This window comes from Dorea longicatena (assembly GCF_024168045.1).
Classification (GTDB): Bacteria; Bacillota; Clostridia; order Lachnospirales; family Lachnospiraceae; genus Dorea_A.
In genome coordinates, this window is record NZ_CP100126.1 from 2,877,927 (window position 1) to 2,903,663 (window position 25,737).

Sequence of the window (25,737 nt, forward strand, 5' to 3'; positions counted from 1 at the left end):
TCCTGCAATTCATATATTCTACTATATGACTGCAAGAGATATTTTATCTGTTATTCTGTTTGATTAATTGACATATTTCTGGATCAGATTCCAGATATCCGAACTCTCCTGTCCAAGAGACCACTCAGCTGTACCTGCAAGCTTATATTTCTTCATGAGTTTGAGCTTTGCTTCGATTGATTTGCTGTCTTCCAGCCAGATCTCATATTTGGATCCGTCTGCTTCCCATGTGGCATAGTTCTGTCCGGCCTTCTTATCCCAGGTCGTATCGACTCCGGCCTGTTTGACGACGGCCTGTGCATTATCCATACCATATGCATCACTCTCTACGGTTGCAGAATACTGTTCCGCATCCGTTCCTTTATCACTCTTCAGTTCTTCTTCCGTCTTCGGAGTCTCTTTCCACAGACGTGTAAAGAACGGAATACCGCTGATAACCTTCTCCGCCGGAACCTCTTTTAACGTCTCTGTGATTCCTTCTTTTACATAATTGTAAGAAGATACCGGCCCTGCTTCAGGCGAACCTGCATAATACTCATCATATCCCATGATCACTACATAATCTGCTACAATTCCCTGCTCTTTACGGTCATACTGTGTGTTAAAGCTCTTTGGAACATAGTTGTCCACCGACAACACCAGTCCGTTCTGTCTGCATTTTACCGATAATTCACGGATAAATTCAATATAATGTTCTCCGCACTTATCGGAAATCTTTTCGAAGTCTACATTGATACCATCAACGCCGACACGGAGTGCCTCTGCGATCAGCTGCGTGATCAATGTCTCACGTCTGGATGTATAGCTGAGCAGTTCGTAAGATTCCTTCTCCGAACTGATGCCTCCGTCAAAATCCCTGACGGTCATCCACACTTCCACATTCTGCTTATGTGCGTAACTCACATAATCTGCCGATGCGATAGAGCTGATGTTACCGTTAGTATCTGCCACATGGATCCATGTCGGAGCCAGTGTCGTAAGCCCTTTCGTCTGGGCGATCCTCTGCGCCACCGCATTGTTCGCATCCTGGTTCGTCACATTATGCCATGTCATATTGATCGTGTAATCTTTGCTGATATTAGAATAATCCTGCTCTTCAAACTTTCTGGTAATATTCTTCTTTTCTTCGTTCTTCAGAGCCTTGTTCTTTACATATCCGATCACACCATCTGCTGTGCGTACTTTTTTCCAGTTCTGTTCACTCTCAACAACTGTTACTTCATCTTTTTTCTTAAGTTCTGCCAGCACAGGACTCTTTACTCCGCCCTGATAACGCACCTGTGTATTCTTTTTCACAGTTGCAACATCCGTTTTTCCCCATTTTGTCCTGATCATAACATGATCCGGATTATTTGACACTTCATAATCAATATTCGTGTACTGCTGGACAAAATCCAATGCAATATATGCTGTGTTTCCTTCTGTTTTTAAAATAACGTAATCTTCGCTTTTCTTTTTTTTGGATATAGAGTAATCCTTACTGCCGACATCTACCGATATCATATCTTCCGGGAGCATATACAACAGAACATTTTCATTCGGATCCCAGTAGAACCGGCTGTTGATATAATCTCTTACAATATTATATGCAACATATACTTTTCCACCTGCCAGTTTTCCTTCTGCCTCCACGACTTTATTATCCACCGTGATACCAACCTGTCCATCCTTTTCTATCCCATAATATTTCTTCATATCATATTGTTCTTTTGATGGGCTGTAACGTTTCCACAAAATGATTCCTGCAATTGCTGCAATGATTAATATGATCAACAGGACAAATCGTATCATGCGTTGTCTTTTTCTTCTCCGCCGCATACGCGCACGCTCCGCCGGAGTTCTCTGTCTTCCTGGCGGATGATTATCTGACGGTCTTCTTCCCTGTGATTTTCCATATGTTCTTCGGTTTTCATATGTGCGGCTACTTCTTCCTCTGTCTTCCATGCTGCACCTCCTACAGGTCACATTATAACAAAACGTAAGATACACGTCATTATATTTCGACATTTTCCTTAAAACTTTCGTCTTAATCTGCGGGGTATTTACATATTTTTCCTGATTAAATTGCTATATTCTGAAACCACAACTCTTTTACATCACCTTTGTCATTGAGCACATAATCTCTCATATATGCCTGATTTTCACACATCGTATGTGCCTGTACAATCTGCATGGGGCTGGCTGGTATTCCATTGATCCTGAGACTTATATTTTTCTTTTCATAGCCTGTCAGTTCCTGGAACATATTCTTCCATTCGTCATTGTCCCCCATGTTCTTTCCTCCTTTTTACCGGATGATAACTATGGATGTTGCGCATATCTGCAGCGAAGGAGATGCCCGTGATACAATGCTGTTTTTATGCAGCAACAAATTATGTTTCAACTGGAAATAGTCCCCGGCAATTAAATATTTTTCATATTATGTCAAAATTATACTGTGAAATATCTGCCTGAAACGGCTGTGTAATCTGATTTGCTTTTGATAGATCCATCCCACCCGGAACGTGGAATTGAAATATAAATGCGCGGTACGGCGTTCTGTTCCGTCCCCAAAATTAAAATTCAAGAAATTCTCCCTTATTGGTTCTAACAACATAGTTATCAGGGAAAACTATCTTCCAGTAGCGTCATTATATCTGATAAAATTTGAAGAATCAAGTCTTTTTTTATTTTATTATTCCGTTTTGTTTATACTAAATTTATTGAACATCAAACATTTTTTATGATATACTATTTTAGAAGGAAGTGATGATTATGAAGATTGAAAAAATCAGTGACAACCAGATCCGTTGTACTTTGACACGCGCCGATCTGGCTGACCGTCAGTTACAGCTCAGTGAACTGGCATACGGAACCGAAAAAGCAAAATCACTTTTCCGCGATATGATGCAACAGGCAGCCTTCGAATTCGGATTCGAAGCAGAAGACATTCCTCTCATGATAGAGGCAATCCCTTCCGCCGATTCGATCGTGCTGATAATTACAAAAGTCGAGGATCCTGAGGAACTCGATACCAGATTTTCAAAATTTGCACCTTCTTCCATTGCTGATGCCAGGAAAAAGAATACTCCGGGCAAGCTGGAAGGAGCAGAAGGTTTACTCGATCTGCTCGGAAAGGTTCAGGAATCATTTGAAGCACAGGCAGCGAAGTCTGCCCCGGATACCACATCCGCTTCCGGTGATGATACAGAAAAAAAGGATTCCGGTAACAATATCCGGCTCTTTTCTTTCCCTGTGATGGAGAATGTACTGAAAGCCGCCAGGCTTCTGGCTCCGATGTACCACGGTTCCAATACTTTATACAAGGACGAACAGGAGGAGATGTATCTGCTGGCACTTGCCCGGTCCGATCACTCCGCCGCAGATTTCAATCGGATCTGCAATATGTTGTCTGAATACGGCGCTTTAGAAAGAGCGTCCGGCGCAACTTTCGCGTTCCTGGAAGAACACTGCAAGACATTTCTTTCCGGAGATGCGGTTCAGCAGCTCGCCAATATTTAGCCGGAATTATGATCCGGAATTGTCATAAAGATCTGCTATCGGCAGTTCTTTACAAATAACTGCAAAAAAACTCTACAGGAATCCTGTAGAGTTTTTTTATAGTTATTTTTATATTATGCCTGGCTTGCTTCCAGTGTTGCATTCAGTTTTGCAACTAAGAGGTCTGGATCAATTCCGTGTCCCATAGCGCCTTCTTCGATAGATTCCATCTGAGAATGTGGGCATCCGATGCATCCCATTCCTGCTTCCATCAGATCGTCAACAAGCTTTGGACATGTAGAATAATATTTGGAAAGCAGTTCACCAAATGTCATGTCTTTTGTAATCTGTGCCATCTTATCGCCTCCTTTTTATTTCAGTGTTTCCATTATAGTAGCTTTTTACCATTGTGTAAACATTTTCCGCAAATTTATTCTTAATATTTGACTACTCAAATGTCAATATGGATAACTCTTTTTTTCGACATTTCTTCATTTTTATAACAACTCTACAAAACGTGCGTTCTTTTTCTATCCCGAATAATCCCCCGTTTTTCCCGATTTGGGTGTGGATAACGTGGATAACTTTGTGAAAATCCCCATTTTTCTACATTTTTTGCATTTTTTGATGTGGATAACTTTTTTCATGAATTTTTTTGCATTTTTTATTTTTTGCAGAAATATATCGATTTTTGTGGATTTTGTATATTGTGGATAACTTTCAATTCATGTGGATAGTGTGGATAAAAAAAGAACCGGGGAATTTTTCAGAATTCCTCCGGTCTCTTTTCTTATATCAGCTCTTATATCAGTCGTCTTACGGTCACAATATTCGTATAGGTTGCCGGCAGGATCCCGATTCCTTTTGCACTGTTAATCGCATTTACGATCTGCCCATTTCCCATATAGATTCCTACATGGCCATTATATAAGATAATGTCTCCCGCAACTGCCTGATCGTAACTTACCGCCGTTCCCGCATTCTCCATATCCCATGTCGTACGCGGAAGTGCGATTCCAAAATGTGCAAATACTGACTGTACGAATCCGGAACAATCCGCTCCGTTTGTGAGGCTCGTACCTCCCCATACATACGGATTTCCGATAAACTGACACGCATAATCTACAATTGCCTGCCCGTTTCCCGCAGCCTGCGCCTTCTGCTCCTCCTGCTCCTTTTGAAGTCTTGCCGCCTCTTCTTCTCTCGATTCGGCATACGTAAATGCATCTTCTGCATTTCCCGTGTCATTGTTCTGCACTAACTCTTCTGCCTTCTTCTGTGCCTCATTTCCTACCGTTATATATCTGGAATACACATACCCGGTCACATTTCCCGACTCAACCTTCGTCCATTCTCCCACAGGACCGGTGATCTTTGCCGCATAATCCGGATATAGTTTTCCAACCCATTCGCTGTCTGTTGTTGGTTCACTTCTTATATAAAGAAACGATTGTACATTTGCGAATGCCATATCTGAATACTCACCCTTTTGTTCCGGTACAAGATGATCTTTTACCGATATTGTCTTATCTGATGTGTAACAATCTTCCAGTATCTGTGTGCTTCCCGCCGCCGTTATATTCTGCATATCATCTATGTCTGCAGCATGCACCACCATTGGAAATGCTGTCATGATCCCGGTCATACTAACCAGGAGCACTCCTTTTTTAAGAATCGAATCCATAAACTCCCTCCTTTATGTTTTCTCGTCTTTTGTAATTGTTACAGAATTGTTACATATGTTACGTTTGTTATTATATCATCCACATACGCTTTGTCAAGTATTTCTTTTATTTTCAAGCATATCATATGTCCCCCCCTGTTTCCCATTCGTCTTTTTCTTTTATTTTGTTACATTTTGTTACATTTATTTATCCTTATTGACAAATGATATCAACGACACTATACTAAAGATATCAATTATAGTAATTATTATCGTTATCGAAAGGAGGATGTTATGGCTGCTTTAAAATACAGTAAACAGCGAGCCTCTATCAAAGAGTATTTATTACACACAACCGCACATCCTACGGCTGATACCGTATATCTTCATATAAAAGAAGAATTTCCGAATATCAGCCTCGGAACCGTCTACCGCAACCTGAATCTGCTTGCCGACATCGGTGAAGCACTCCGGATTCCGACACCTGCCGGTGGCGATCGTTTTGATGGGCGCTGCGAACCTCATTACCATGTAGTATGCACGAATTGCGGAAAAGTATTCGATCTGGAAATGGATGATTCTTATATTCAAAAGATCAACGAAGATGCTAACGCATGTTTTGATGGAATCATCGAATCTCACACTACACTTTTCCATGGTCTTTGTGCCGAATGCATAAACAAAAAAAACGAGAATAAATAATAAAATTCATCAAAAACTAATTGACAAAACAATGATATTGTGCTAAATTAATATCAGTAACAATTACTAATATTAATTTCAATAAATCAAAAAACATTTCAAAGAAAAGGAGAACAACATTATGAAAAAATTTGTATGTACAGTATGCGGATATGTTTACGAAGGAGAGGCTGCACCGGCTGAATGTCCAATCTGCCACGCACCGGCTGATAAGTTCAAAGAACAGACAGGTGAAAGAGAATGGGCTGCAGAGCATGTTGTAGGTGTTGCAAAAGGTGTCAGCGAAGATATCTTAGCTGATTTAAGAGCGAACTTCGAAGGAGAATGTTCAGAAGTTGGCATGTATCTTGCAATGGCAAGAGTTGCCCACAGAGAAGGTTATCCTGAAGTAGGATTATACTACGAAAAAGCTGCCTGGGAAGAAGCTGAGCACGCTGCTAAATTCGCAGAGCTTCTTGGCGAAGTTGTTACAGACAGCACAAAGAAGAACCTTGAGATGCGTGTAGATGCCGAGAACGGAGCTACAGCCGGTAAGTTCGATCTTGCAAAACGTGCAAAAGCTGCTGATCTGGATGCGATCCATGACACTGTTCATGAGATGGCTAAAGATGAGGCCCGTCACGGAAGAGCTTTCGAAGGACTTCTCAAGAGATATTTCGGATAAGAATAACGGATTCTGATATCAGAAGAAGAGCGGATACACCACTTAAGGAGTATCCGCTCTTTTTTGTTCATTCATTATTTTTTCCACTATCCTGCTCTATGCCATGCGCACATAGATCTTTTTCACCGGCTGGTACAGAACCGCAATTGCGATCACCATAAAGACTGCATTGATCACCGTAGCCGGAAGAGATGTAAATGCTCCCACCGCAGCCGCTGCGAATCCACTTCCCATGATCATCATAGATATGGTTCCCATAATAAATTCCATGATTACGTTGATGCATCCGTAAACCACGGCACAGATCATCGCTGCTCCGTATTCTTTCTTTTTATCACCGGCTGTCTTTTTCTTCAGCATCACAAAGAGTGCTCCGACGATCAGACACTTCAGCGCCGTCTCAACAAACGTCTTTGGCGCATCCTGCATATATCCATTTAACATATCAAAGATGGTAAGTCCCAGCGTTCCGGATACGGCTCCTCTTTTTCCTCCCTGAAGTAACAATCCCATTACGACAAATATATGTCCGAAATGAAGAAATGGTGTTCCGACTGCTGCCGGAAGCGGAATCCTGAAAGACTGGATTCCAAGAAATGTAATTGCTGTAAAGAATGCCGTGATCACCAGATTCTTCACCTTATCATTATGAATGGTCTTTCCTGCTGCTGTATTTGTACTCATTGTACTCTTCCTTCCTGTTGTAATATGTAATGAAAAATAAATTCTGCTGAATATATTAGCACGATAGTGGATTCGTCCAAACAGCCAGTTGTAACATTTCCATACAGGCCAGTTTATTTTTCACACCAAAGGAAGTCGTACCCTCTTAATCTTATATCTTTTAATTCCATCTTTTCACTCGTCAGCAGATTACGATATACTCCATCTTCCTGCATCCACGCTGTCTTCTCCTGATCACTGAAGTTGAATATTCCAAAAAATCTTCTTCCCTTATATTCACGTAATATGCAAAGGACACTGTCATCATGCTCCATACACACATTGATATCTTCCTCATGACACTTTTCTGCCAGTTCTGCAAGATCCTTCATCGTACCGAGATCCGGGCGTACCTTACGGAAATCTGCCACCGCATAACCGCCGTCAGATCTGCCTTCCGGCGTATCCAGGAAAGGCATAAGATGAAGACAATTAATGTTGCATTCTTTCAGTTTGCTACTCCGTTGTCTGTAATACTCATACATCTTGGAACACAATTCCGCGAACATATCATCGTTCTGATAAAGTTCCATGTAAAGCCACCTGAGCTCATCATGATGTTTCTCTAACCTATATTGAAAAATACTGTTATTTTTTTCTACTCTTTTTCCCATTTTTATACTCTACTCTTCTGCTGCCAGATGCATCTGGTATGCCTTGAATTCTCCCATTTCCACAGGCATCGGAATTCCTGCTTCCATAAGTGCTGCACCATTATATATTTTTCCTGTTTCCGTGTCACGATAGATCGCACTACATTTCAATCCTTGAAGCTTTACATAATTCACAGTCATATTTCCATGAATTTCCTGCAGTACGACGTTCAGAAGAACTTCTTTCTGATCTTCGGATACAAATGCCCATGCTGCATATTCCTCCCTCGCAGGATCAGACAGCCGGTAGTACAGTCCCGTCTGGATCAGTGGTGCGAACTTCCGGTATTCTTCCACCTGTAACCGGATCTCCTGCTTCTCTTCTTCGGAAAGTTTTCCAAGATTCAATTCATATCCGAATGTTCCGGCCATTGCCACTACACCTCTGGTATGCAGAGATGTGATCCTTCCTGTCTGATGATTCGGCACTGCTGATACGTGTGACCCTACAGCGGATACCGGATAACCGAATGAAGTACCATATTGGATCTGCAATCTGTCCAATGCATCTGTATTATCACTGCACCAGATCTGCGGTGTATAATACATCATTCCGGCATCAAATCTTCCACCGCCGCCGCTGCATCCTTCGATCAGCAGATCCGGATATCTTGTCACGATCCTTTCCAGAAAATCATATAATCCAAGAACATAATCATACATGACCCTTCCCTGATCTTCGGTTCCTCTCGAGAACACATCCATAAGGCTCCGGTTCATATCCCATTTCACATACTCAATATTTCCCTGATCCAGGACTTTACAGATCTGATCAAATATATGATCTACAACTTCTTTTCTCGAGAAATCCAACACCAGTTGATTTCTTGCATGAACCGGATTCCTTCCCGGAATAGTAAGTGCCCAGTCCGGATGTTCTCTGTACAGATCACTGTCTTCCGAGATCATCTCCGGCTCCACCCAGATTCCGAATTTTACACCCAGATCATTGATCTTCTTTATCAGATCTCCCAGTGTCCCCCCAAGCTTTTTCTCATTGACAAACCAGTCCCCGAGACCGCTGTTATCATCATCACGTTTTCCAAACCAGCCGTCATCCAGCACCAGCATGTCAATGCCTGCATGCTTTGCCTCTTTTGCCAGTTCGTATAAGGTATCACCATCAAAATCAAAGTAAGATGCTTCCCAACTGTTCACCAGAACCGGACGGACACTTTCTTTGTACTTTCCTCTACAGATATGCTGTCTGATACATCTGTGCAGATTCTGTGAAAGAAGGTTCATTCCACTTCCGGAAAAAGTAAGAAGTACCTCCGGTGTATAGAATGTTTCTCCTTCTGCCAGCGGATACGAGAACATCTCATCCTGCAGCCCCATAAGCGCACGTGTCTGTCCAAACTGATCTTTCAGTGTCTCACCTTTAAAATTTCCACTATATACGAAAGACATTGCATAACAATTTCCATATTGATCCGTCGTATTCTCATCCGCAAGAATCATCATCGGATTATACTGATGGCTCGAAGTTCCTCTCACACTTCCGATCACATGACTTCCATGTGTGACCGGCTCTCTCTGCATCGTTCTCTCCATTGCATGTCTTCCGTAAAATGTCAGAAGATCATATTTCCCCTGAACAAAATCCAGACATGCAGACTGCGCTTTCCTGATACATATCTTTCCTTCGCCGCGATAAACGATCTTCTCGCTTCTTGTGATCACATCATAATCAGGAAGCACACCATACTGCAATGTAACTTCTACGCCTGTAACCGCATCTTCCATTACGATCTCCAGCGTCTGGCTCTCCCTCTCATCCGCATAGACTGCCGGAAGACCCGGAATCTTATATTTTCCATTGAAAATGTGATGCGAACGGTAACGCAGATCACACGCTGTACTTCCATCTGCATTTTCAACGATCAGTGCCGTGCTTCTGTAATCTCCGGTTCCATAGGAAGGATACTCCTGCGGAAGTGCATCCATAGAATATGTTCTGTCATCCCCTGCATCAAACGGATTTCCAGAGAATCCCCTGTCATAATACGTCAGCAGATAATCCATGCAGCTTCCATCTGTTTTCTTTCCATAATACAGGTGCAGGAGGAACCCATAAGGGTCCACCTGCATCTGATACGTTGTATTCTTTGTCTGTATTGTAAATGTCCTGTCTGATTTACTGTAAACAATTCCCATTTTCCAGTCTCCTTTTTGTGTCTTTTATCCGATTTGTATTTCCTTATTTTACAGCTCCATTTACCACACCGTTCAAGATATGCTTCTGACAGATCAGATAGAAGATCAGGATCGGCAGAAGTGCCAACAGGTAAGAGGCAAATGCCAGGTTATAGTTCGTTCCAAACTGTGTCTGGAAATTAAGCTGTGCCAGCGGCAGTGTGTTCTTTCCTGTGCCTGACATAATAACCAATGGTGTCATAACATCGTTCCACGTTCCAAGTGCTGTCAGAACCGCAACCGTTGCATGCATTGGTTTCATGATCGGAAAGATGATCTTCCAATAAGTTGTCCATGTACTTGCTCCATCCACGCATGCTGCCTCTTCCAGCGCTCTGGGAATATTTGTCAGATATCCGGAATACAGCAGCACATTCATCGGCATATAAAATACCAGATATAAGATGATCACTCCGGCTCTGTTCGCAAGTCCCATCTGCGCCGTCTGTTTTACGACCGGCATCATCAGGATTGCAAAAGGTACGAACATACCACTGACAACATAAAAATAAATAAACTTATAAAATTTACTATGTGCCTTATTTCTTGCAATTGCATATCCAAGCAGTGAATGGATCAGCATTGCAAGCACTACCGTCACAACTGTGATCAGCAGACTGTTTCCCAATGAGTTCCAGAAATCTGTCACTTTCATCGCCTCTGTAAAATTACTCAGACTGAAATGCTTTGGAAGCGATAAGATTCCTGCGACATCATTCGTCATTTCCGAAGGTTTCTTCAGCGCAATGACAACAGTCATATACAATGGAAATACTACAGTGATCAGCCCTGCGATCAAAAGAATCGTTACAGGCCAGTTTATTCTTTCTTTCCCAACTTTTTTCATTACAACTGTTCCTCCTTCTTACCGGTGATAGTCAACTGCATTACCGAAATCACTACAATCACAATAAAGAAAATAACTGCATTTGCGCTTTGGAATCCAAACTGTCCACCACTCATTCCGTTATTATAGATCAGATATGAGATGGATTCTGTACTCTGGGCAGGACCTCCTTTTGTCAATGCCATGATCTGATCAAATACCATCAGGAAGTTTTTCACACTCAGAACCATATTGATAGAGAAAAATGGAATGATCAGTGGAAATGTCAGGTTCCTGAATTTCTTCCATCCTGTAGCACCATCAATGGCACCTGCTTCATATACATCCTCCGGAACCGTCTGAAGTCCTGAAATATATATGATTGTGTTCATTGCTATCGACTGCCATGCACACACGATCACAATCGCGATCCACGCAAGATTTGTATTAGAAAGCATACTGGAACTAAATGTCTTACTTCCGATCATTTTTCCAAATACAGGGAGGATATACGTAAAGAAATAGTTGAAAATGTATCCTACCACCAGTGCTCCCAGTACATTCGGGATAAAATATGCACCCCTGAGTGCGCTTTTGAACTTGATCTTACTATTTAGTCCGAGTGCCATCAGAAGACTCAATACATTTGTCAAAATTGTCGCCGCAATTGCCAACTTAAATGTAAAGATATATGAGCCTCCGACTCTGGAATCGGTAAACAGATCTTTATAATTACGAAGACCTACCCAGTCGTAACTTCCGTATCCTTTAAAATTGGTAAAACTATAGATGACACCTTTGATCAGCGGCAGCGTATTGAAGCAGAAAAATAATGCAACAATCGGAATCGTGATCAGAAGAAATGTCCGCTTTCTATCATTTAATTTATTCTTTTTCATCGTACTAACTCCTTGAACTTCCGTATTACCAGTAACTTATCTGTCTTAGTCATTATGCGATTTCTCGTAATCTTCCACTTTACGGATAATATCACGATTATATCTTACCCAGTCTGTATCAAATTTCTTAAGAAATGCCTTGCTGTCTTTTTTCATCAGGAATGTCTGGATCTGTGCGTCTACCGCCATTTCCGATGGATAATAATGATCCTGATAGTCAGACATTTTTCCTTCTTTTATATATTCTTTCATTCCTTCAAGGGTTGATGGCAGTTCAAAATCTCCTTCTTTACAAGGAACCGCCTTCTGCGCATCCAGATATGCCTGTACATTCTCATCTTCCAGGAGAAAATCTAACACTTCATATGCTGCCTCTTTATTTTTGCAGTCTTGCATTACGCAGAACTGAAGATCTATTCCTGAGTTCAACTTATTTTCTTCCTTGTTATTATTTGCCGGCATTACAAATGAATCAATCTCCATATCCGGATTCACTGTCTGGATCTGTGGAATTGCATAACTTCCGATCGTATACATTGCGGACTCACCTTTTGCAAATGCCGTACACGCCCCGTTGTAATCATATGCAAACGGGTCATCCGGTCCATATGGAAGCAGCTCCAGCATACGTTCTGCCACTTCTTTATATTTCTTCGAAAATGTTGTCTTTCCGCGGTTCACCTGTGCACACACATCTGCGGGTGCAAGATCTACCGCAACCGCATTCCACGGTGCAAGACAAGTCCATGTATCTTTAAATCCAAAATAAAATGGCTGGATTCCTGCATTCTGTATCTCCTGACACAGGCTCATGAGTTCATCCCATGTAGTTGGTATTTTCCATCCATGTTCTTCGAACATTTCCTTGTTGTAAAGAATTCCTGCTGCATTTGCAACGTATGGTACCGCATAAGTTCCTTTTTCCGGAACAAATTCCAGATTTTTATCAATTTCTTTATATGCCTCTTTAATATCTTCCAGACCCTTATAGTCGCAAATATCCATCAACATGTCAGAATCGATAAAGTTTGAATAGTTCACGTCTCCTCCGATTCCAATAATATCCGGATTATCCTCCCGGATAAATCTCGTCTTCAAAACAGTCATTGCATCATTCGGAGATTCAATTGTAAGATGAATATCATCATGTGTACGGTTGAATTCTTCTTCTATTTTCTCAAATGTTTTTACTGCTTCCGGCTTATACTGCACAAGTTCTATTTCTGTCTTTCCTGTCTTCTCCTTCTGCCCGCATCCCTGCAACGTCATAGCCCCAGCCATCGTAAGAACCAGTCCGGCACTTACCAGTTTCCTGTACTTCCTATGCATGTTTTTCAAACTCCTTTTGTTCCGTTCCTTCCTGATTTTGAACCTTTCCCGGGATATTTTCTTGTTTTCATCGTCAGGTTTTTTTATTTTTTATTTACAATTGAATTGTAACATACCCTTATGCGTCTATAAATATCATCATACTATATGTTTTATTGCAAAATGCGATTTTTCCCGTTATATATTGAAGTCATCTAGCATTTTGGTATATACTGTTTTAAAAAGGAGGATTCCTATGAGTAATCTTTTATTTTCCGTTTTCCCAAATGAAAATTTTGTTGATATCGGACTTTATCAGTATGGCTGGGAACAATGTGAACCTTCCCATTCTTTTGGACCTGCCGCCAGAAACCATTATATCTTTCACTATGTGATATCCGGAACCGGAACTTTAATGGCCGACGATTCTTCCGGCAATACAATAAAATATCAGGTGAAAAGCGGACAGGGTTTTATGCTATTTCCTAATCAGATCAATACTTACATCGCAGATCAGGATCTCCCATGGGAATATACCTGGATTGAATTTGACGGACTCCGTGCCAAAGAGATTGTCTCTACTGCCGGACTCAGTCCGGATCATCCGGTCTATCATGCCGGTTCGAAAGATCTCCGCAATGAAATGATGAACGAAATGTTATATATTACCAGACATTCCGGTTCCTCCTCCGATTCACCGTTCCATATAATCGGACATTTGTATCTCTTTTTGGATTATTTCATGCGTTCTGCTGCTACAGTGCGCATGAAGCAGAGTGGAAAGATCAGCGATTTTTACATCAAAGAAGCATTATCTTATATTGAGCAAAATTTTCAGAACAATATTACCATTGAAGACATTGCTTCTTTCTGTGGTCTGAACCGGAGTTATTTCGGAAAGATTTTTCACGATTCCATCGGAAAATCTCCTCAGGAATTCCTAATCAGTTACCGCATGACGAAGGCTGCAGAACTTCTGAAACTGACCTCTTTATCCATTGCAGATATCGGAAATGCCGTCGGATATCCGAATCAGTTACATTTTTCAAGAGCATTCAAGAATACCTATGGAACTTCTCCAAGAAGCTGGCGCAATGAAAATAAATTAGAACCTGATATGTAAAAAATCAAGCGGAAAAGGATTATTTTGATTTTAAAAATATTTTCCTTTTCTGCTTGATTTTTTTCTTTTCCTGGTATAATATACACATATAGCAAACATAGTATCAAAAACTACATGTCATATTTTCGACATTCAGGAGGTGCATGACTATGGCAGAGCAGTTAAAAGAACACATTAAAGATCCGGGAAGTGCGATCACACATTTTATCGGAATGCTGATGGCAATATTCGCAGCAATCCCATTGCTTTTAAAAGCAGCGCGCGAACCAAGTAAGATTTACATTATCGCAATTGCTGTGTATGCGGCAAGTCTGATCTTACTGTATGCGGCAAGCACAACTTACCATACATTCGATAAATCAAAAAAAGTAAATACCATTCTTAAAAAGATCGATCACATGATGATCAGCGTTCTCATCGCCGGAAGCTACACTCCGATCTGCCTGTTAGTACTTGGTGGCAGGACCGGAATCATCCTTCTTGCGATCGTATGGTCATTTGCCATCGCCGGAATCCTGATCAAAGCATTCTGGGTATACTGTCCGAAATGGGTTTCATCCGTGCTTTATATCGGCATGGGCTGGACCTGCGTCCTGGCATTTACACAATTGCTGAATTCCTTAAGTCCGGCGGCTTTCGGATGGCTGCTGGCCGGTGGTATCATCTACACCGTTGGCGGTGTGATCTATGCGTTGAAGCTTCCGATCTTTAACAGCAGACACAAATATTTCGGAAGCCATGAGATCTTTCATCTGTTTGTGATGGCCGGAAGCGCATGCCACTTTGTGGTGATGTATGCTTTTGTACTTTAATGAAATCCATATGAAAAAAGCTGCCGATGGCAGCTTTTTTCACTTAATATCATTTATTTTTACTTATTCCGCGAGTTCGAATTCATTTTGGATCTTCTCTCCGATCTCGATCTCCTTATCCACACTCTTTTTCACATAAGTTTCCGTTTCCTTTGATCAGCCGTTCCTTTTCTCTCCGTGTCAGCTGTTTGATCGCATATTCCCGGCTCATTGCCTCATTCTTCGTCTCATGTTCTTCGTAATACACAAGCTTCACCGGTCTTCTGGTCTTCGTGTATTTCGCACCTTTTCCACTGTTGTGTGCTTTTATCCTCTTATCCAGATCATTTGTCCATCCTGTGTATAACGTACTGTCTGCACATTTTATGATATAGGTATAATTCATGTAGCTTTCCCCACTTATCCACAATCGGTCTGATTTTTCCTGTAATAATCCACTTTATTTTATCTGTTATCCTGCGGAAAGTCAATTTTATCCACTCCTCAAAAAGAAGGGCCGCACAAGAAACGGACAGAGATTTCCGGGAATCCCTGTCCTTTTCTTTTAATCCTGATCCGCCGTATACTCCACCGGGTTCACCGGCTGTCCGTTTTTGCGCATCTCAAAATATACATTACAGCCTTCTTTGCTGTAATACTTCGTCGGCTGGCTCACATAGCCAAGCACACTCTTCGCTTCTACATAATCCCCGACCTTCACAGGTACTTCTTTCAGCTGTCCGTATAACAGCTCGTATCCGTTTCCGATGTCTACATTGACCGTTGTTCCCGTCTGTGCACTGACATCGATCGACTTGATGATCCCGGGTGCGCCGCAGAGCACCTGGTCTCCCTCTGCACCTTCGATGATCACGGCCGGATTATACTTATACTGATCCAGTGTCTGGAAATATACCGTCTTATCCATGCTGTAGCTCATGATCACAGCCCCGTTCACCGGCCATAGAATGTAGCTGTCTTCTGTAAAATTAATATTATGACTCTTTCCTGCTGTTGCCTGGGTTCCCGTTCCATTCTGTTCGGACTGATCTGTCATTCCGGTTCCGTCTGATTCGTTTTTCTCATCAACGGTACTCTCATCTGCTGCGCTTTTCTTTGTACTGCTTCCGGTATTCTCACTTTTTACTTTTGATGTTCCGGTTTCTCTTGTCAGATCGCTGTTCTCTTTGTTGTCTTTCTTTGTCTCTTCCTGCCTGCTTTTTTCTTCCGCCTTCGCCAGCTCATTTTTCTGCGTTTTCCTGTAATCGTTAAATGTATATGTTCCTGCTATTGCAATTGCTGCCACAAAACATAACACTGCTGCCACGGTAGCACGCCGTTTGGACATAGACGTTTTTTCGTTTTTCTTCATTTCATCACCACCTCTGACCATATTTTTGCCAGATCGTGATGTAGTTATACATTTTTTATAATTTCTGTCACTTCTTTTATATCCGTTCCTTTAAAAAAATATTTTAATATTTTTCTATATCCTTGTTTCTTTTTTGCCATCTCATTTGCCGTGTACTGACTCATACCGATTCCGTGACCGGCTCCTCTTGTGGTTACTCTTAACTTTCCATTATAAGGTTGCAACGTAAAACAACTGGAAGCCAGTTCATATTTATTTCTGAATTCTTCCCCGCTCATTACCTTGTCTCCCACGCGGATCTTCAATACATATCCCACGGAATCCGTCTCCTGTATCTCCACATCCATCGTTTCAATACCTGTAGTTTCCTCATTTTCGCCTTTTTGTTCACTCTTCACTTCCAGTATCACCGTCTGTATCTCATTTTCAGCATTTACATCCCCGGGGCATTCCACGATTTTCAGATAAGGGTACTCTTCCTTTCCAAGCACCTCTTTTGCGTCTCTTGTATATCCGTTACTCAGATTAAAAAATGGTGTCATTGCCAGATCTTTTCCATAGAACAGCACTTGTCCCGCAGTCGATTCCAGTGCGTTTTTTAACTTTCGGTAATTTTCCGCATACCGCATGCCCCATGCAGATTTCATCTGTTTTTCTGTCCAGAATTCGTCTGCTGCTTCTTCCGGCAGTGTGCCGTCTCCTCCGGCTTCCTGAATCATGCGATATACTTCTGTCCGGATGAGCACTGCCTGTGCGTTCAGCGCTTCTTTCTCATAATCTGCCGGCATATCCCTGGCCAGCACTCCGATACAATACTCCTCCACAGGCATCTTTCCGTTTTTCTTTATTTTCACCATCGTTTCATCTGCTTTGGAAGCAGTGATAACCTTCGGTCCATTTATAAATACGGTTATGATATACGGAAGCAGAACTATGATAAGCAGCCAGCAGCCGGCCTGTTTCACTTTTCCACCTATTCCCTTGTATCGTCTCATATATTTGCACACCTCCCCAACGGCAGAGCCACTTTCCCCCTTCCCCACTGGCACAAAAAAGCCCTCCCATACCTTATGGTATGAGAGGGTTTTTTTTAATATTCCAGTTCATCCTCATTGATCACAACATGATCCAGATGCCAGATATCATCTACATATTCCTGGATCGTTCTGTCTGCCGAGAACTTACCGCAGCAAGCGGTATTCTTAAGAGCCATCTTAGCCCATTTGTCTGTGTCTTTGTAAGCTTCCATTGCACGGGCCTGTGCATCTGCGTAAGAACGGAAGTCTTTTAAGATAAAGTACATATCTGCTCTTGCACCGCCCTGATTGTTCAGAAGGCTGTTGTAAAGGTCACGATACATCTCTTTATCACCGTTTGCATAAGTTCCGTCTACCAGCTGGTCTACCACTCTTCTGATATCCGGATCGTTGTTGTAGATATCGTATGGATTGTATCCACCGTTCTGCTCATAGTTGATAACTTCGTCTGCACTCAGTCCGAAGATAAATGCATTGTCGATTCCAACTTCGTCTACGATCTCTACGTTCGCTCCGTCCATCGTTCCGAGTGTCGGTGCACCGTTCATCATGAACTTCATGTTACCTGTTCCGGAAGCTTCTTTGGAAGCTGTAGAAATCTGCTCACTGATATCTGCTGCTGCGAAGATCAGCTCTGCGTTCGATACGCGGTAATCTTCAATAAATACAACTTTCAGTTTGCCGTTGATGCTGCGGTCATTGTTGATCACATCCGCAACTGAGTTGATCAGTTTGATGATCTCTTTTGCACGGATATATCCTGCGGAAGCCTTTGCACCGAAGATGTATGTCTTAGGATAGAAGGACATCTCCGGATGCTCTTTGATCTGGTTATACAGATACATTACATGCAGGATATTCAGCAGCTGACGTTTGTATTCGTGCAGACGTTTTACCTGTACATCGAAGATTGATCTTGGATCTACTTCTACACCGTTGTGCTCTTTGATGTAAGCTGCAAGACGCTCTTTGTTCTTGAACTTGATCGTCATGAATTCTTTCAGAGCCTCTTCGTCATCCAGCCATTCCTTCAGTCCGCTCATCTTGGATAAGTCTGTAATCCACTCTTTTGTTCCGAGCTTCTCTGTTACCCAGTCGGCAAGCAGCGGATTCGCATGCATAAGGAAACGTCTCTGTGTGATACCATTGGTCTTGTTGTTGAACTTCTCCGGCATCATCTGATAGAAATCTTTCAGTTCCTGGTTCTTCAGGATCTCTGTATGCAGCTTTGCAACACCGTTGACAGAATAGCCTGCAACGATCGCAAGATGTGCCATCTTAACCTGACCGTCCATCAGGATCGCCATCTTCTTTACTTTCTCTTCATTACCAGGATACTGTGCTCTTACCTGCTCGACAAAGCGGCGGTCGATCTCCTGGATGATCTGATAAATACGTGGAAGGAGTCTTGAGAACAGATTGATCGGCCATTTCTCAAGTGCTTCTGCCATGATCGTATGGTTCGTATATGCACAGCATTTTGTTGTGATATCCCATGCTTCATTCCATCCGAGATTCTCCTCATCAAGAAGAATACGCATCAGCTCTGCTACTGCTACTGTCGGATGTGTATCATTCATCTGGAATGTTACTTTCTCCGGCAGTTTGCTGATATCACCATGTTTCTTTTTAAACTTTGTAATTGCAGCCTGGATACTTGCTGATACGAAGAAATACTGCTGTTTCAGTCTCAGTTCTTTTCCTGCGATGTGGTTATCATTTGGATAAAGCACTTCTACGATGTTCTTCGCAAGGTTCTCCTGCTCAACGGCTTTGTGATAATCTCCACGGTCAAAGGAATCTAACTGGAAATCTACGATCGCTTCTGCATCCCAGATACGGAGTGTATTCACGATGTGGTTGCCGTATCCTACGATCGGATAATCATAAGGGATCGCCATTACAGATTCATAGTTCTCCTGAACGAAGTGTGTCTTTCCTGTCTCATCGTATTCCACACGGATATTTCCGCCAAAACGTACTTCTTTCGCATATTCCGGTCTGCGAAGCTCGAACGGGTTGCCGTCTTTTAACCAGTTATCCGGTGCTTCTACCTGATAGCCGTCTCTGATCTTCTGCTTGAACATACCATAACGGTAACGGATACCGCATCCATAAGATGCATATCCCAGTGTTGCAAGAGAATCCAGGAAACATGCTGCCAGACGTCCGAGTCCACCGTTACCAAGTGCCGGATCCGGCTCCTGGTCCTCGATCACGTTCAGGTCGATTCCCATCTCTTCCAGAGCTTCTTTTACTTCCTTATATGCCGTCATGTTGATCAGGTTGTTTCCGAGAGCTCTTCCGAGCAGGAATTCCATGGACATGTAATATACGGTCTTCGGATCGTCTTTCTCATACTGTTTCTGTGTTGCAAGCCAGTCATCGATGATGGCTTCCTTTACAGCATAAGAAACTGCCTGGAACAACTGCTGCGGAGTTGCCTCTTCTACTTCCTTACGGAACAATGTCTTTACATTGTTCCGTACATCTCTTTTAAATACGTCTTTTTCAAATCTTGGATTATACATTTTCTACTTCCCTTCTAACAAACTGGGCTTTGATTATCTCTTTTCCACACCGATCGTTACAGCTTCTCCATTGATCTTCCACTCTTTCGTGTAGCCTGCAGGTACTGCTTTTGTAACTTCCAGTGCAAGTGTTTCATCTGCGATCGTAGATGCATTGTCTGCAAATACTTTCTCTGCTTTTTCTGTACCTTCATAAGATACTGCGATCTTATCCATAACTTCGAATCCGGCTTCCTTACGCATGGTCTGTACTTTACTGATGATCTCACGTACAAATCCTTCTTCCAGAAGTTCTTCGGAAAGGTTTGTATCCATAACAACTGTAATTCCGTTGTCATTCTCAGATACATATCCCGGCATCTGTGCAGATTCGATCAACAGATCTTCGCGGAACAGAGTCACTTCCTGTCCATTGATATCAAGCTTCAGGGCATCTGTAGCATTTAACTCATCCATTGCTGCATTTCCTTCGAGTTTATCGAGTGCTGCTTTAATACCTCCTAACATTTTACCATATTTTGGTCCCACTGTCTTTAACTGAGGTTTAAAAGTATATGAAGTAAAGTCACGAACATCTTGTGTAAATGTTACATTCTTTACATTTAATTCATCTTTTACGATGTCTTTGTAAAATTCCGGTACTTCAAAATCAGCTTTTACATACATCTGTCCGATCGGCTGACGGTTCTTGATATTTGCAGTATTTCTGCATGCACGTCCCATAACAACCAGCTTCAGAACATTGTCCATATTAGCTTCCAGTTCTGTATCGATATGTGCTTCATTTACAACCGGGAAGTCACACAGATGGATACTTTCCGGAGCGCTCTCGTCCACGCTTCTTACCAGGTTCTGATAGATCTCTTCTGTCATGAACGGGATCATCGGCGCTGCCGTCTTACAGATCTCAACCAGTGCTGTGTACAGAGTCATGTAAGCATTGATCTTATCCTGTTCCATTCCCTTAGCCCAGAAACGTTCACGGCTTCGTCTTACATACCAGTTACTCATATCGTCTACGAAGCTCTGAAGTGCCTTTGCAGCCTCCGGAATCTTGTAGTTGGACAGATCATAGTCTACTGCCTTGATTGCGGAATTGAGCTTAGACAGAAGCCATTTATCCATAACGGACAGCTTGTCGTATTCCAGTGTATATTTTGTTGCATCGAAATCATCGATATTCGCATACAGCACGAAGAACGCATAGGTGTTCCATAGTGTTCCCATGAACTTTCTCTGTCCTTCTACAACGGCTTTTCCGTGGAAACGGTTCGGAAGCCATGGTGCACTATTGACATAGAAGTACCAGCGGATCGCATCTGCTCCGTATTTCTCCAGTGCGTCGAACGGATCAACTGCATTTCCCTTGGACTTACTCATCTTCTGACCATTCTCATCCTGCACGTGTCCAAGTACGATAACGTTCTTGTATGGTGCTTTGTTGAAGATCAGTGTAGAGATTGCAAGCAATGAGTAGAACCATCCACGTGTCTGGTCAACAGCCTCGGAGATGAAGTCTGCAGGGAACTGCTTTTCAAATAACTCTTTATTCTCAAATGGATAGTGATGCTGTGCAAATGGCATAGATCCACTGTCGAACCAGCAGTCGATAACTTCCGGTACTCTGTGCATCTGCTTTCCGCAGCATGGGCACTTGATCGTTACTTCGTCGATGTATGGACGGTGAAGTTCGATCTCATCCGGGCAGTTGTCGGACATTTCTTTCAGCTCTTCGATACTTCCGATCGAATGCTGGTGTCCGCATTCACACTCCCAGATATTCAGTGGAGTTCCCCAGTAACGGTTACGGCTGATACCCCAGTCCTGAACGTTCTCAAGCCAGTCGCCGAAACGTCCTTTACCGATGCTTTCCGGAATCCAGTTGATTGTATTGTTGTTGGCGATCAGGTCATCTTTTACTTCTGTCATCTTGATGAACCATGATTCACGAGCGTAGTAAATAAGTGGTGTATCACATCTCCAGCAGTGTGGATAACTGTGCTCGAACTTCGGTGCATCGTAGAGAAGTCCGCGTCCGTCGAGGTCTTTTAATACTTCCGGATCAGCCTTCTTAACGAATAATCCGGCAAACGGAGTCGTCTCTCCCATGTTACCTTTTTCGTCTACCAGCTGAACGAACGGCATATCATATCTACGTCCGACCTTGGCATCGTCTTCACCAAACGCAGGAGCGATATGAACCACACCGGTACCGTCTGTCAGTGTTACATAGGTATCGCATGTAACGAAGAATGCTTTCTTGTTCTGCTTAGAAGCGCAGTCGTAAGCACACTGGTATAATGGCTCATACTCTTTGTATTCGAGATCTTTTCCTTTGTATGTCTCAAGGATCTCGTAAGCCTTTGTTCCGTTTTCTTCATCGGCAAGTCTGCCAAGTACGGTATCGAGAAGTGCAACAGCCATGTAATAAGTATAGCCGTCGGCAGCTTTTACTTTCGCATAGTCTTCTTCCGGGTTCACACAGAGTGCGATGTTAGACGGAAGTGTCCATGGTGTTGTTGTCCATGCGAGGAAATATGCATCCTCTCCTACTACTTTGAAACGAACGATCGCAGAACGTTCTTTTACATCTTTATAGCCCTGTGCTACTTCCTGTGCAGAAAGCGGAGTTCCGCAGCGAGGACAGTATGGCACGATCTTGAATCCTTTATACAGGAGCTTCTTGTCCCAGATTCTCTTGAGTGCCCACCACTCAGACTCGATAAAGTTATTATCATATGTTACATATGGATCATCCATATCAGCCCAGAAACCTACGGTATTAGAGAAGTCTTCCCACATACCTTTGTATTTCCATACGCTTTCTTTACATTTCTTGATGAATGGTTCCATACCGTATTTTTCGATCTGGTCTTTTCCGTCCAGTCCGAGAAGCTTCTCAACTTCCAGCTCTACCGGAAGTCCGTGTGTGTCCCATCCGGCCTTTCTTGGAACTTCGTATCCCTTCATGGTACGGTATCTCGGGATCATATCCTTAATAACACGTGTCAGAACGTGTCCGATGTGCGGTTTTCCGTTGGCTGTCGGAGGGCCGTCGTAGAACATATAGATCTCGTTGCCTTCACGGTCACGCATACTTTTTCTGAAGATGTCATTGTCTTCCCAGAATTTCTCTGTCTGTTTTTCTCTGTCTACAAAATTAAGATCCGTAGAAACTTTCTTATACATATTTACCTCCATAAAATTAAAACATAGAATTAAAAAAGCTTCCGCCCTGTATAGGACGAAAGCTGTACTTACGTTTATAAACCACCTAACATACCATCATATGTCTTCCCTGTAACGGAGGAATACCGTCAGTTTTTACTCAGTCACTTACCGAAACCTTTCAAAATCTGCAACTCAGAAGTGATATTCAGATATATCTTACTTGCACCGGACTTCCACCATCCCCGGCTCGCTGCTGCGTTCTGTTATATCCTACTGTCTTCGTCAGCGTTTTTCACACCCTTTATTATATGCAACAATCCTAAAATCCGTCAAGGGGTTTTACCTTATTTTTCATGTATCCTCTGTCTTTTATCTTCTCCGGCGTATCAATACAACGATCAGGCTGACGATCAGGATCACCAGTGCCACACATTCTCCGGCGATCATATATTGTTCCGAAGCCGATTTCCCGGCATATTTCTTCTGGCCAAACGCCCATGCTGCTTTTGCTTTCTGCACGAAATTCGTCCAGATGCTCTTTGCGCTTAATTTTCCACCGGAGTTCTTCGTTGTCCCGGAGTTATCCACATTCTCCTTCTTATTATCCACACGTTCTTTCCCTGTACTTATTTTCTGCAGGTATTCTTCCGTGAACTTTGCTGTCGCACTTCCTACCGGATGTCCGTCATAAGTATATTGGATCGTTCCTTTTCCGGTCTTTTCATCTACGTCTGTAATCTCATAGTCTGTATCTTTGTATGAGACATCCTTCGGCAGGATCACATAGCCATCTTCCAGCGGCTGGTACTCATTCCCGCCCGTCTGTGCGGATCCGGCGTCCTCACTTTCATCCGATGCCGTTATGAATTCTTTTACTTCTGTCGGTTTCTTCTCATCTGCCACCGGAATCTTCTGGAAATTATTAAATACATATTCGAACAGATTCTTTGTATCCGGATATATATTCGCTCCATGCGTCCTGAGTACGACACATACCAGTTTCATATTGCCGTTATCAGCCATGGTGATCAGTGTGGATAAGGCATTGGATGTATATCCCGTCTTTCCTGCGACCGCATACTGGTAATAATTTTTATTTTCTTTTATAAGCATCTTATGATGCTGCGGAAATACGTGCTCTTCCGTCGTATCGGATGCCGGGATCGTATAACTCTGCTCCTGACAGATCTTTAAGAATTCCGGATAACGCCAGATCTCCCTGCCGATCAAAGCCATGTCACGCGCACAGGTATAATGATTGTCATCATGAAGCCCGTTCGCATTGACAAAGTTCGAGTTCTCCCCGCCGAGACTTTTGCATTCCTCGTTCATCTGCTGTATGAACCAGTTGTAATCGTGCCCGGCATTCTTCCCGACATTTTCCGCAACCGCATAGGCTGCTTCATTTGCCGAGGCAAGCAGTGTCGCATACAACGCCTGTTCCAACGAGATCACATTTCCTTCTTTTAATCCTGCGGAAGAATCTCCCGGCTGCATAAAAGATATACAGTCATTCGAAAATGTTACCTGGTCTGACAGGCTGCCATATTTTAATGCGATAAGGCTGGTCAGAACTTTTGTGATGCTGGCAGGATATTCATGCCCGTCAATATTCTTCGCATATAAGATACTTCCGGTTCCTGCATCCATCACGATCGCTGCTTCTCCGTATGTTCCCGGTCCCTGCGGCCAGTTCTTCCAGCTGTTCGACTGGATCTCCATCTTATAAGCATCTTCTTCTGCCTTCTTCTCCAGCTCTTCCGGAGTCATGTCTTCTTCTTTTTTCTCTTCTTTCTGGGTATCATCTGCCGCTGCGTCTGCTGCCTGCGCATTCCCGGTGCTGTCCGGCTCTGCGTATACCATACTGTGCGGTATCCCTGCTGCCACCGCAAGTATCACCGCAAGAACTACGGCTGCTATCTGTTTTTTCCCCCGCATAATTTCTATTCTCCTCTGTCGTTTCGTTATGGTCTTCCCATATACCACTCAATCTTTCCTTCAATATCGGACACCTTCACCGTTCCGATCTCCCGCGAATCTCTGGATACTTCTCTGTTATCTCCGAGGACAAATACCTCTTTGTCTCCGACTCTCAGTGGATATGTGATCTTTGACGCCTTCTTTTCTGTCGTTCCTATCTCTCCGTCGTATCTTACTTCTTCTCCGTTTACATATACTTTGCCATCCTGGATATTAACCGTGTCTCCGGCCACAGCTATGACCCGCTTTACATAATCCTCTCCGGATGGCCGGGCGATCGCCACGATGTCTCCGGCCTTATATTCCTTACATCTTCTGTTATATATAACGATGTCCTTGTCATGAAGTGTCGGATACATCGAATTCCCATCAACAGTCGAGATTCCCATCAGTATATAGAAGATCAGGATCACCACTGCTGCTATCCCCAGGAACTGCAATGTCACGATCAGTCTCTGGATGCGCATCTCTTTTTTTTTCTTTCTGCGCGTCTCGGGATCTACATCTTCCAACACTTTCTTCTTGATTGCATCTATCTCCATATTCTATCCTTTGTCCTTTTCCTGTCTTTCCTGCGTCTTATTCCACGCGTTCTCTATTATAATCCTTTTCCCCGGT

22 protein-coding genes are annotated in these 25,737 nt (G+C 42.8%); 5 read left to right on the top strand and 17 right to left on the bottom strand.

What is annotated here, in order from left to right:
• Nucleotides 1–63: 63 nt before the first annotated feature.
• Nucleotides 64–1,944 (bottom strand): glycosyl hydrolase family 18 protein, encoded by a 1,881-nt coding sequence (locus NKF87_RS13825; RefSeq protein WP_226851402.1) that lies wholly within the window; start codon nucleotides 1,942–1,944, stop codon nucleotides 64–66.
• Nucleotides 1,945–2,059: 115 nt separating this feature from the next.
• Nucleotides 2,060–2,272, bottom strand: coding sequence for a hypothetical protein (locus NKF87_RS13830; RefSeq protein ID WP_028086551.1), 213 nt, complete (start codon nucleotides 2,270–2,272; stop codon nucleotides 2,060–2,062).
• A gap of 482 nt (nucleotides 2,273–2,754) precedes the next feature.
• Here NKF87_RS13830 and NKF87_RS13835 point away from each other — a divergent pair, with 482 nt between their 5' ends.
• Nucleotides 2,755–3,501, top strand: coding sequence for an adaptor protein MecA (locus NKF87_RS13835; protein ID WP_055283313.1), 747 nt, complete (start codon nucleotides 2,755–2,757; stop codon nucleotides 3,499–3,501).
• Nucleotides 3,502–3,614: 113 nt separating this feature from the next.
• Here NKF87_RS13835 and NKF87_RS13840 read toward each other — a convergent pair whose 3' ends face one another.
• Both NKF87_RS13840 and NKF87_RS13845 read right to left on the bottom strand, forming a co-directional pair.
• Nucleotides 3,615–3,836 carry a DUF1858 domain-containing protein gene (locus NKF87_RS13840; RefSeq protein ID WP_006427234.1) on the bottom strand — a complete coding sequence of 74 codons (222 nt, stop codon included), beginning with the start codon at nucleotides 3,834–3,836 and terminating at the stop codon, nucleotides 3,615–3,617.
• 446 nt (nucleotides 3,837–4,282) lie between these two features.
• On the bottom strand, nucleotides 4,283–5,164 hold the full coding sequence (locus NKF87_RS13845; protein ID WP_117598146.1) for a C40 family peptidase: 882 nt from the start codon (nucleotides 5,162–5,164) through the stop codon (nucleotides 4,283–4,285).
• Between the two features lie 273 nt (nucleotides 5,165–5,437).
• On the opposite strand from NKF87_RS13845, the gene NKF87_RS13850 reads away from it, so the two are divergent.
• Nucleotides 5,438–5,845, top strand: coding sequence for a Fur family transcriptional regulator (locus NKF87_RS13850; RefSeq protein WP_117598145.1), 408 nt, complete (start codon nucleotides 5,438–5,440; stop codon nucleotides 5,843–5,845).
• A gap of 121 nt (nucleotides 5,846–5,966) precedes the next feature.
• The gene (locus NKF87_RS13855; protein ID WP_055283308.1) at nucleotides 5,967–6,509 is read left to right on the top strand and encodes an NADH peroxidase; all 543 of its coding nucleotides are present in this window, start codon (nucleotides 5,967–5,969) and stop codon (nucleotides 6,507–6,509) included.
• A gap of 96 nt (nucleotides 6,510–6,605) precedes the next feature.
• On the opposite strand, the gene NKF87_RS13860 is transcribed toward NKF87_RS13855, so the two are convergent.
• The 6 genes from NKF87_RS13860 to NKF87_RS13885 all read right to left on the bottom strand — a co-directional run bounded on the left by NKF87_RS13860 (nucleotide 6,606) and on the right by NKF87_RS13885 (nucleotide 13,135).
• The gene (locus tag NKF87_RS13860; protein ID WP_117598144.1) at nucleotides 6,606–7,193 is read right to left on the bottom strand and encodes an ECF transporter S component; all 588 of its coding nucleotides are present in this window, start codon (nucleotides 7,191–7,193) and stop codon (nucleotides 6,606–6,608) included.
• 113 nt (nucleotides 7,194–7,306) lie between these two features.
• A complete protein-coding gene (locus NKF87_RS14450; protein ID WP_181978369.1) occupies nucleotides 7,307–7,765 on the bottom strand; it encodes an alpha-amylase family glycosyl hydrolase in 459 nt (152 codons plus the stop codon).
• 90 nt (nucleotides 7,766–7,855) lie between these two features.
• On the bottom strand, nucleotides 7,856–10,042 hold the full coding sequence (locus NKF87_RS13870; protein WP_117598143.1) for an alpha-galactosidase: 2,187 nt from the start codon (nucleotides 10,040–10,042) through the stop codon (nucleotides 7,856–7,858).
• 43 nt (nucleotides 10,043–10,085) lie between these two features.
• The gene (locus tag NKF87_RS13875) at nucleotides 10,086–10,928 is read right to left on the bottom strand and encodes a carbohydrate ABC transporter permease (protein ID WP_117598142.1); all 843 of its coding nucleotides are present in this window, start codon (nucleotides 10,926–10,928) and stop codon (nucleotides 10,086–10,088) included.
• A complete protein-coding gene (locus NKF87_RS13880) occupies nucleotides 10,928–11,806 on the bottom strand; it encodes a carbohydrate ABC transporter permease (protein WP_055283297.1) in 879 nt (292 codons plus the stop codon). Before NKF87_RS13880 ends, NKF87_RS13875 begins: the two co-directional genes overlap by 1 nt.
• Before the next feature lie 45 nt (nucleotides 11,807–11,851).
• A complete protein-coding gene (locus NKF87_RS13885; RefSeq protein WP_055283296.1) occupies nucleotides 11,852–13,135 on the bottom strand; it encodes an ABC transporter substrate-binding protein in 1,284 nt (427 codons plus the stop codon).
• A 235-nt stretch (nucleotides 13,136–13,370) separates the two neighbouring features.
• On the opposite strand from NKF87_RS13885, the gene NKF87_RS13890 reads away from it, so the two are divergent.
• On the top strand, nucleotides 13,371–14,237 hold the full coding sequence (locus tag NKF87_RS13890) for an AraC family transcriptional regulator (protein ID WP_055283294.1): 867 nt from the start codon (nucleotides 13,371–13,373) through the stop codon (nucleotides 14,235–14,237).
• A gap of 149 nt (nucleotides 14,238–14,386) precedes the next feature.
• Nucleotides 14,387–15,049 carry a PAQR family membrane homeostasis protein TrhA gene (trhA, locus tag NKF87_RS13895; protein WP_117598141.1) on the top strand — a complete coding sequence of 221 codons (663 nt, stop codon included), beginning with the start codon at nucleotides 14,387–14,389 and terminating at the stop codon, nucleotides 15,047–15,049.
• 115 nt (nucleotides 15,050–15,164) lie between these two features.
• Here the strand turns inward: trhA and NKF87_RS13900 are convergent, their stop codons facing one another.
• From NKF87_RS13900 to lepB, 7 genes are all read right to left on the bottom strand, one after another.
• Entirely contained in the window at nucleotides 15,165–15,434 is a 270-nt protein-coding gene (locus NKF87_RS13900; protein WP_117598140.1) for a GIY-YIG nuclease family protein, read from the bottom strand.
• 159 nt (nucleotides 15,435–15,593) lie between these two features.
• Nucleotides 15,594–16,400 (bottom strand): M23 family metallopeptidase, encoded by an 807-nt coding sequence (locus tag NKF87_RS13905; RefSeq protein ID WP_117598139.1) that lies wholly within the window; start codon nucleotides 16,398–16,400, stop codon nucleotides 15,594–15,596.
• A 44-nt stretch (nucleotides 16,401–16,444) separates the two neighbouring features.
• A complete protein-coding gene (locus NKF87_RS13910) occupies nucleotides 16,445–17,395 on the bottom strand; it encodes a SpoIID/LytB domain-containing protein (protein WP_181978368.1) in 951 nt (316 codons plus the stop codon).
• Nucleotides 17,396–17,490: 95 nt separating this feature from the next.
• On the bottom strand, nucleotides 17,491–19,968 hold the full coding sequence (locus NKF87_RS13915; protein ID WP_117598138.1) for a glycogen/starch/alpha-glucan phosphorylase: 2,478 nt from the start codon (nucleotides 19,966–19,968) through the stop codon (nucleotides 17,491–17,493).
• Nucleotides 19,969–20,001: 33 nt separating this feature from the next.
• A complete protein-coding gene (ileS, locus tag NKF87_RS13920) occupies nucleotides 20,002–23,157 on the bottom strand; it encodes an isoleucine--tRNA ligase (RefSeq protein WP_117598137.1) in 3,156 nt (1,051 codons plus the stop codon).
• 351 nt (nucleotides 23,158–23,508) lie between these two features.
• The gene (locus NKF87_RS13925) at nucleotides 23,509–25,077 is read right to left on the bottom strand and encodes a D-alanyl-D-alanine carboxypeptidase family protein (RefSeq protein WP_117598136.1); all 1,569 of its coding nucleotides are present in this window, start codon (nucleotides 25,075–25,077) and stop codon (nucleotides 23,509–23,511) included.
• Nucleotides 25,078–25,103: 26 nt separating this feature from the next.
• Nucleotides 25,104–25,661 carry a signal peptidase I gene (lepB, locus tag NKF87_RS13930; protein ID WP_117598135.1) on the bottom strand — a complete coding sequence of 186 codons (558 nt, stop codon included), beginning with the start codon at nucleotides 25,659–25,661 and terminating at the stop codon, nucleotides 25,104–25,106.
• Between the last annotated feature and the right edge of the window lie 76 nt (nucleotides 25,662–25,737).

Coding starts and splice junctions, on each gene's coding strand:
- NKF87_RS13850 (WP_117598145.1), top strand. CDS start 5,438: ATGGCTGCTTTAAAATACAGTAAACAGCGAGCCTCTATCAAAGAGTAT.
- NKF87_RS13870 (WP_117598143.1), bottom strand. CDS start 10,042: ATGGGAATTGTTTACAGTAAATCAGACAGGACATTTACAATACAGACA.
- NKF87_RS13855 (WP_055283308.1), top strand. CDS start 5,967: ATGAAAAAATTTGTATGTACAGTATGCGGATATGTTTACGAAGGAGAG.
- NKF87_RS13835 (WP_055283313.1), top strand. CDS start 2,755: ATGAAGATTGAAAAAATCAGTGACAACCAGATCCGTTGTACTTTGACA.
- ileS (WP_117598137.1), bottom strand. CDS start 23,157: ATGTATAAGAAAGTTTCTACGGATCTTAATTTTGTAGACAGAGAAAAA.
- NKF87_RS13890 (WP_055283294.1), top strand. CDS start 13,371: ATGAGTAATCTTTTATTTTCCGTTTTCCCAAATGAAAATTTTGTTGAT.
- NKF87_RS13840 (WP_006427234.1), bottom strand. CDS start 3,836: ATGGCACAGATTACAAAAGACATGACATTTGGTGAACTGCTTTCCAAA.
- trhA (WP_117598141.1), top strand. CDS start 14,387: ATGGCAGAGCAGTTAAAAGAACACATTAAAGATCCGGGAAGTGCGATC.
- NKF87_RS13900 (WP_117598140.1), bottom strand. CDS start 15,434: ATGAATTATACCTATATCATAAAATGTGCAGACAGTACGTTATACACA.
- NKF87_RS13825 (WP_226851402.1), bottom strand. CDS start 1,944: ATGGAAGACAGAGGAAGAAGTAGCCGCACATATGAAAACCGAAGAACA.
- NKF87_RS13910 (WP_181978368.1), bottom strand. CDS start 17,395: ATGAGACGATACAAGGGAATAGGTGGAAAAGTGAAACAGGCCGGCTGC.
- NKF87_RS13845 (WP_117598146.1), bottom strand. CDS start 5,164: ATGGATTCGATTCTTAAAAAAGGAGTGCTCCTGGTTAGTATGACCGGG.
- lepB (WP_117598135.1), bottom strand. CDS start 25,661: ATGGAGATAGATGCAATCAAGAAGAAAGTGTTGGAAGATGTAGATCCC.
- NKF87_RS13915 (WP_117598138.1), bottom strand. CDS start 19,968: ATGTATAATCCAAGATTTGAAAAAGACGTATTTAAAAGAGATGTACGG.
- NKF87_RS13875 (WP_117598142.1), bottom strand. CDS start 10,928: ATGAAAAAAGTTGGGAAAGAAAGAATAAACTGGCCTGTAACGATTCTT.
- NKF87_RS13880 (WP_055283297.1), bottom strand. CDS start 11,806: ATGAAAAAGAATAAATTAAATGATAGAAAGCGGACATTTCTTCTGATC.
- NKF87_RS13885 (WP_055283296.1), bottom strand. CDS start 13,135: ATGCATAGGAAGTACAGGAAACTGGTAAGTGCCGGACTGGTTCTTACG.
- NKF87_RS13925 (WP_117598136.1), bottom strand. CDS start 25,077: ATGCGGGGGAAAAAACAGATAGCAGCCGTAGTTCTTGCGGTGATACTT.
- NKF87_RS13830 (WP_028086551.1), bottom strand. CDS start 2,272: ATGGGGGACAATGACGAATGGAAGAATATGTTCCAGGAACTGACAGGC.
- NKF87_RS13860 (WP_117598144.1), bottom strand. CDS start 7,193: ATGAGTACAAATACAGCAGCAGGAAAGACCATTCATAATGATAAGGTG.
- NKF87_RS13905 (WP_117598139.1), bottom strand. CDS start 16,400: ATGAAGAAAAACGAAAAAACGTCTATGTCCAAACGGCGTGCTACCGTG.
- NKF87_RS14450 (WP_181978369.1), bottom strand. CDS start 7,765: ATGGAACTTTATCAGAACGATGATATGTTCGCGGAATTGTGTTCCAAG.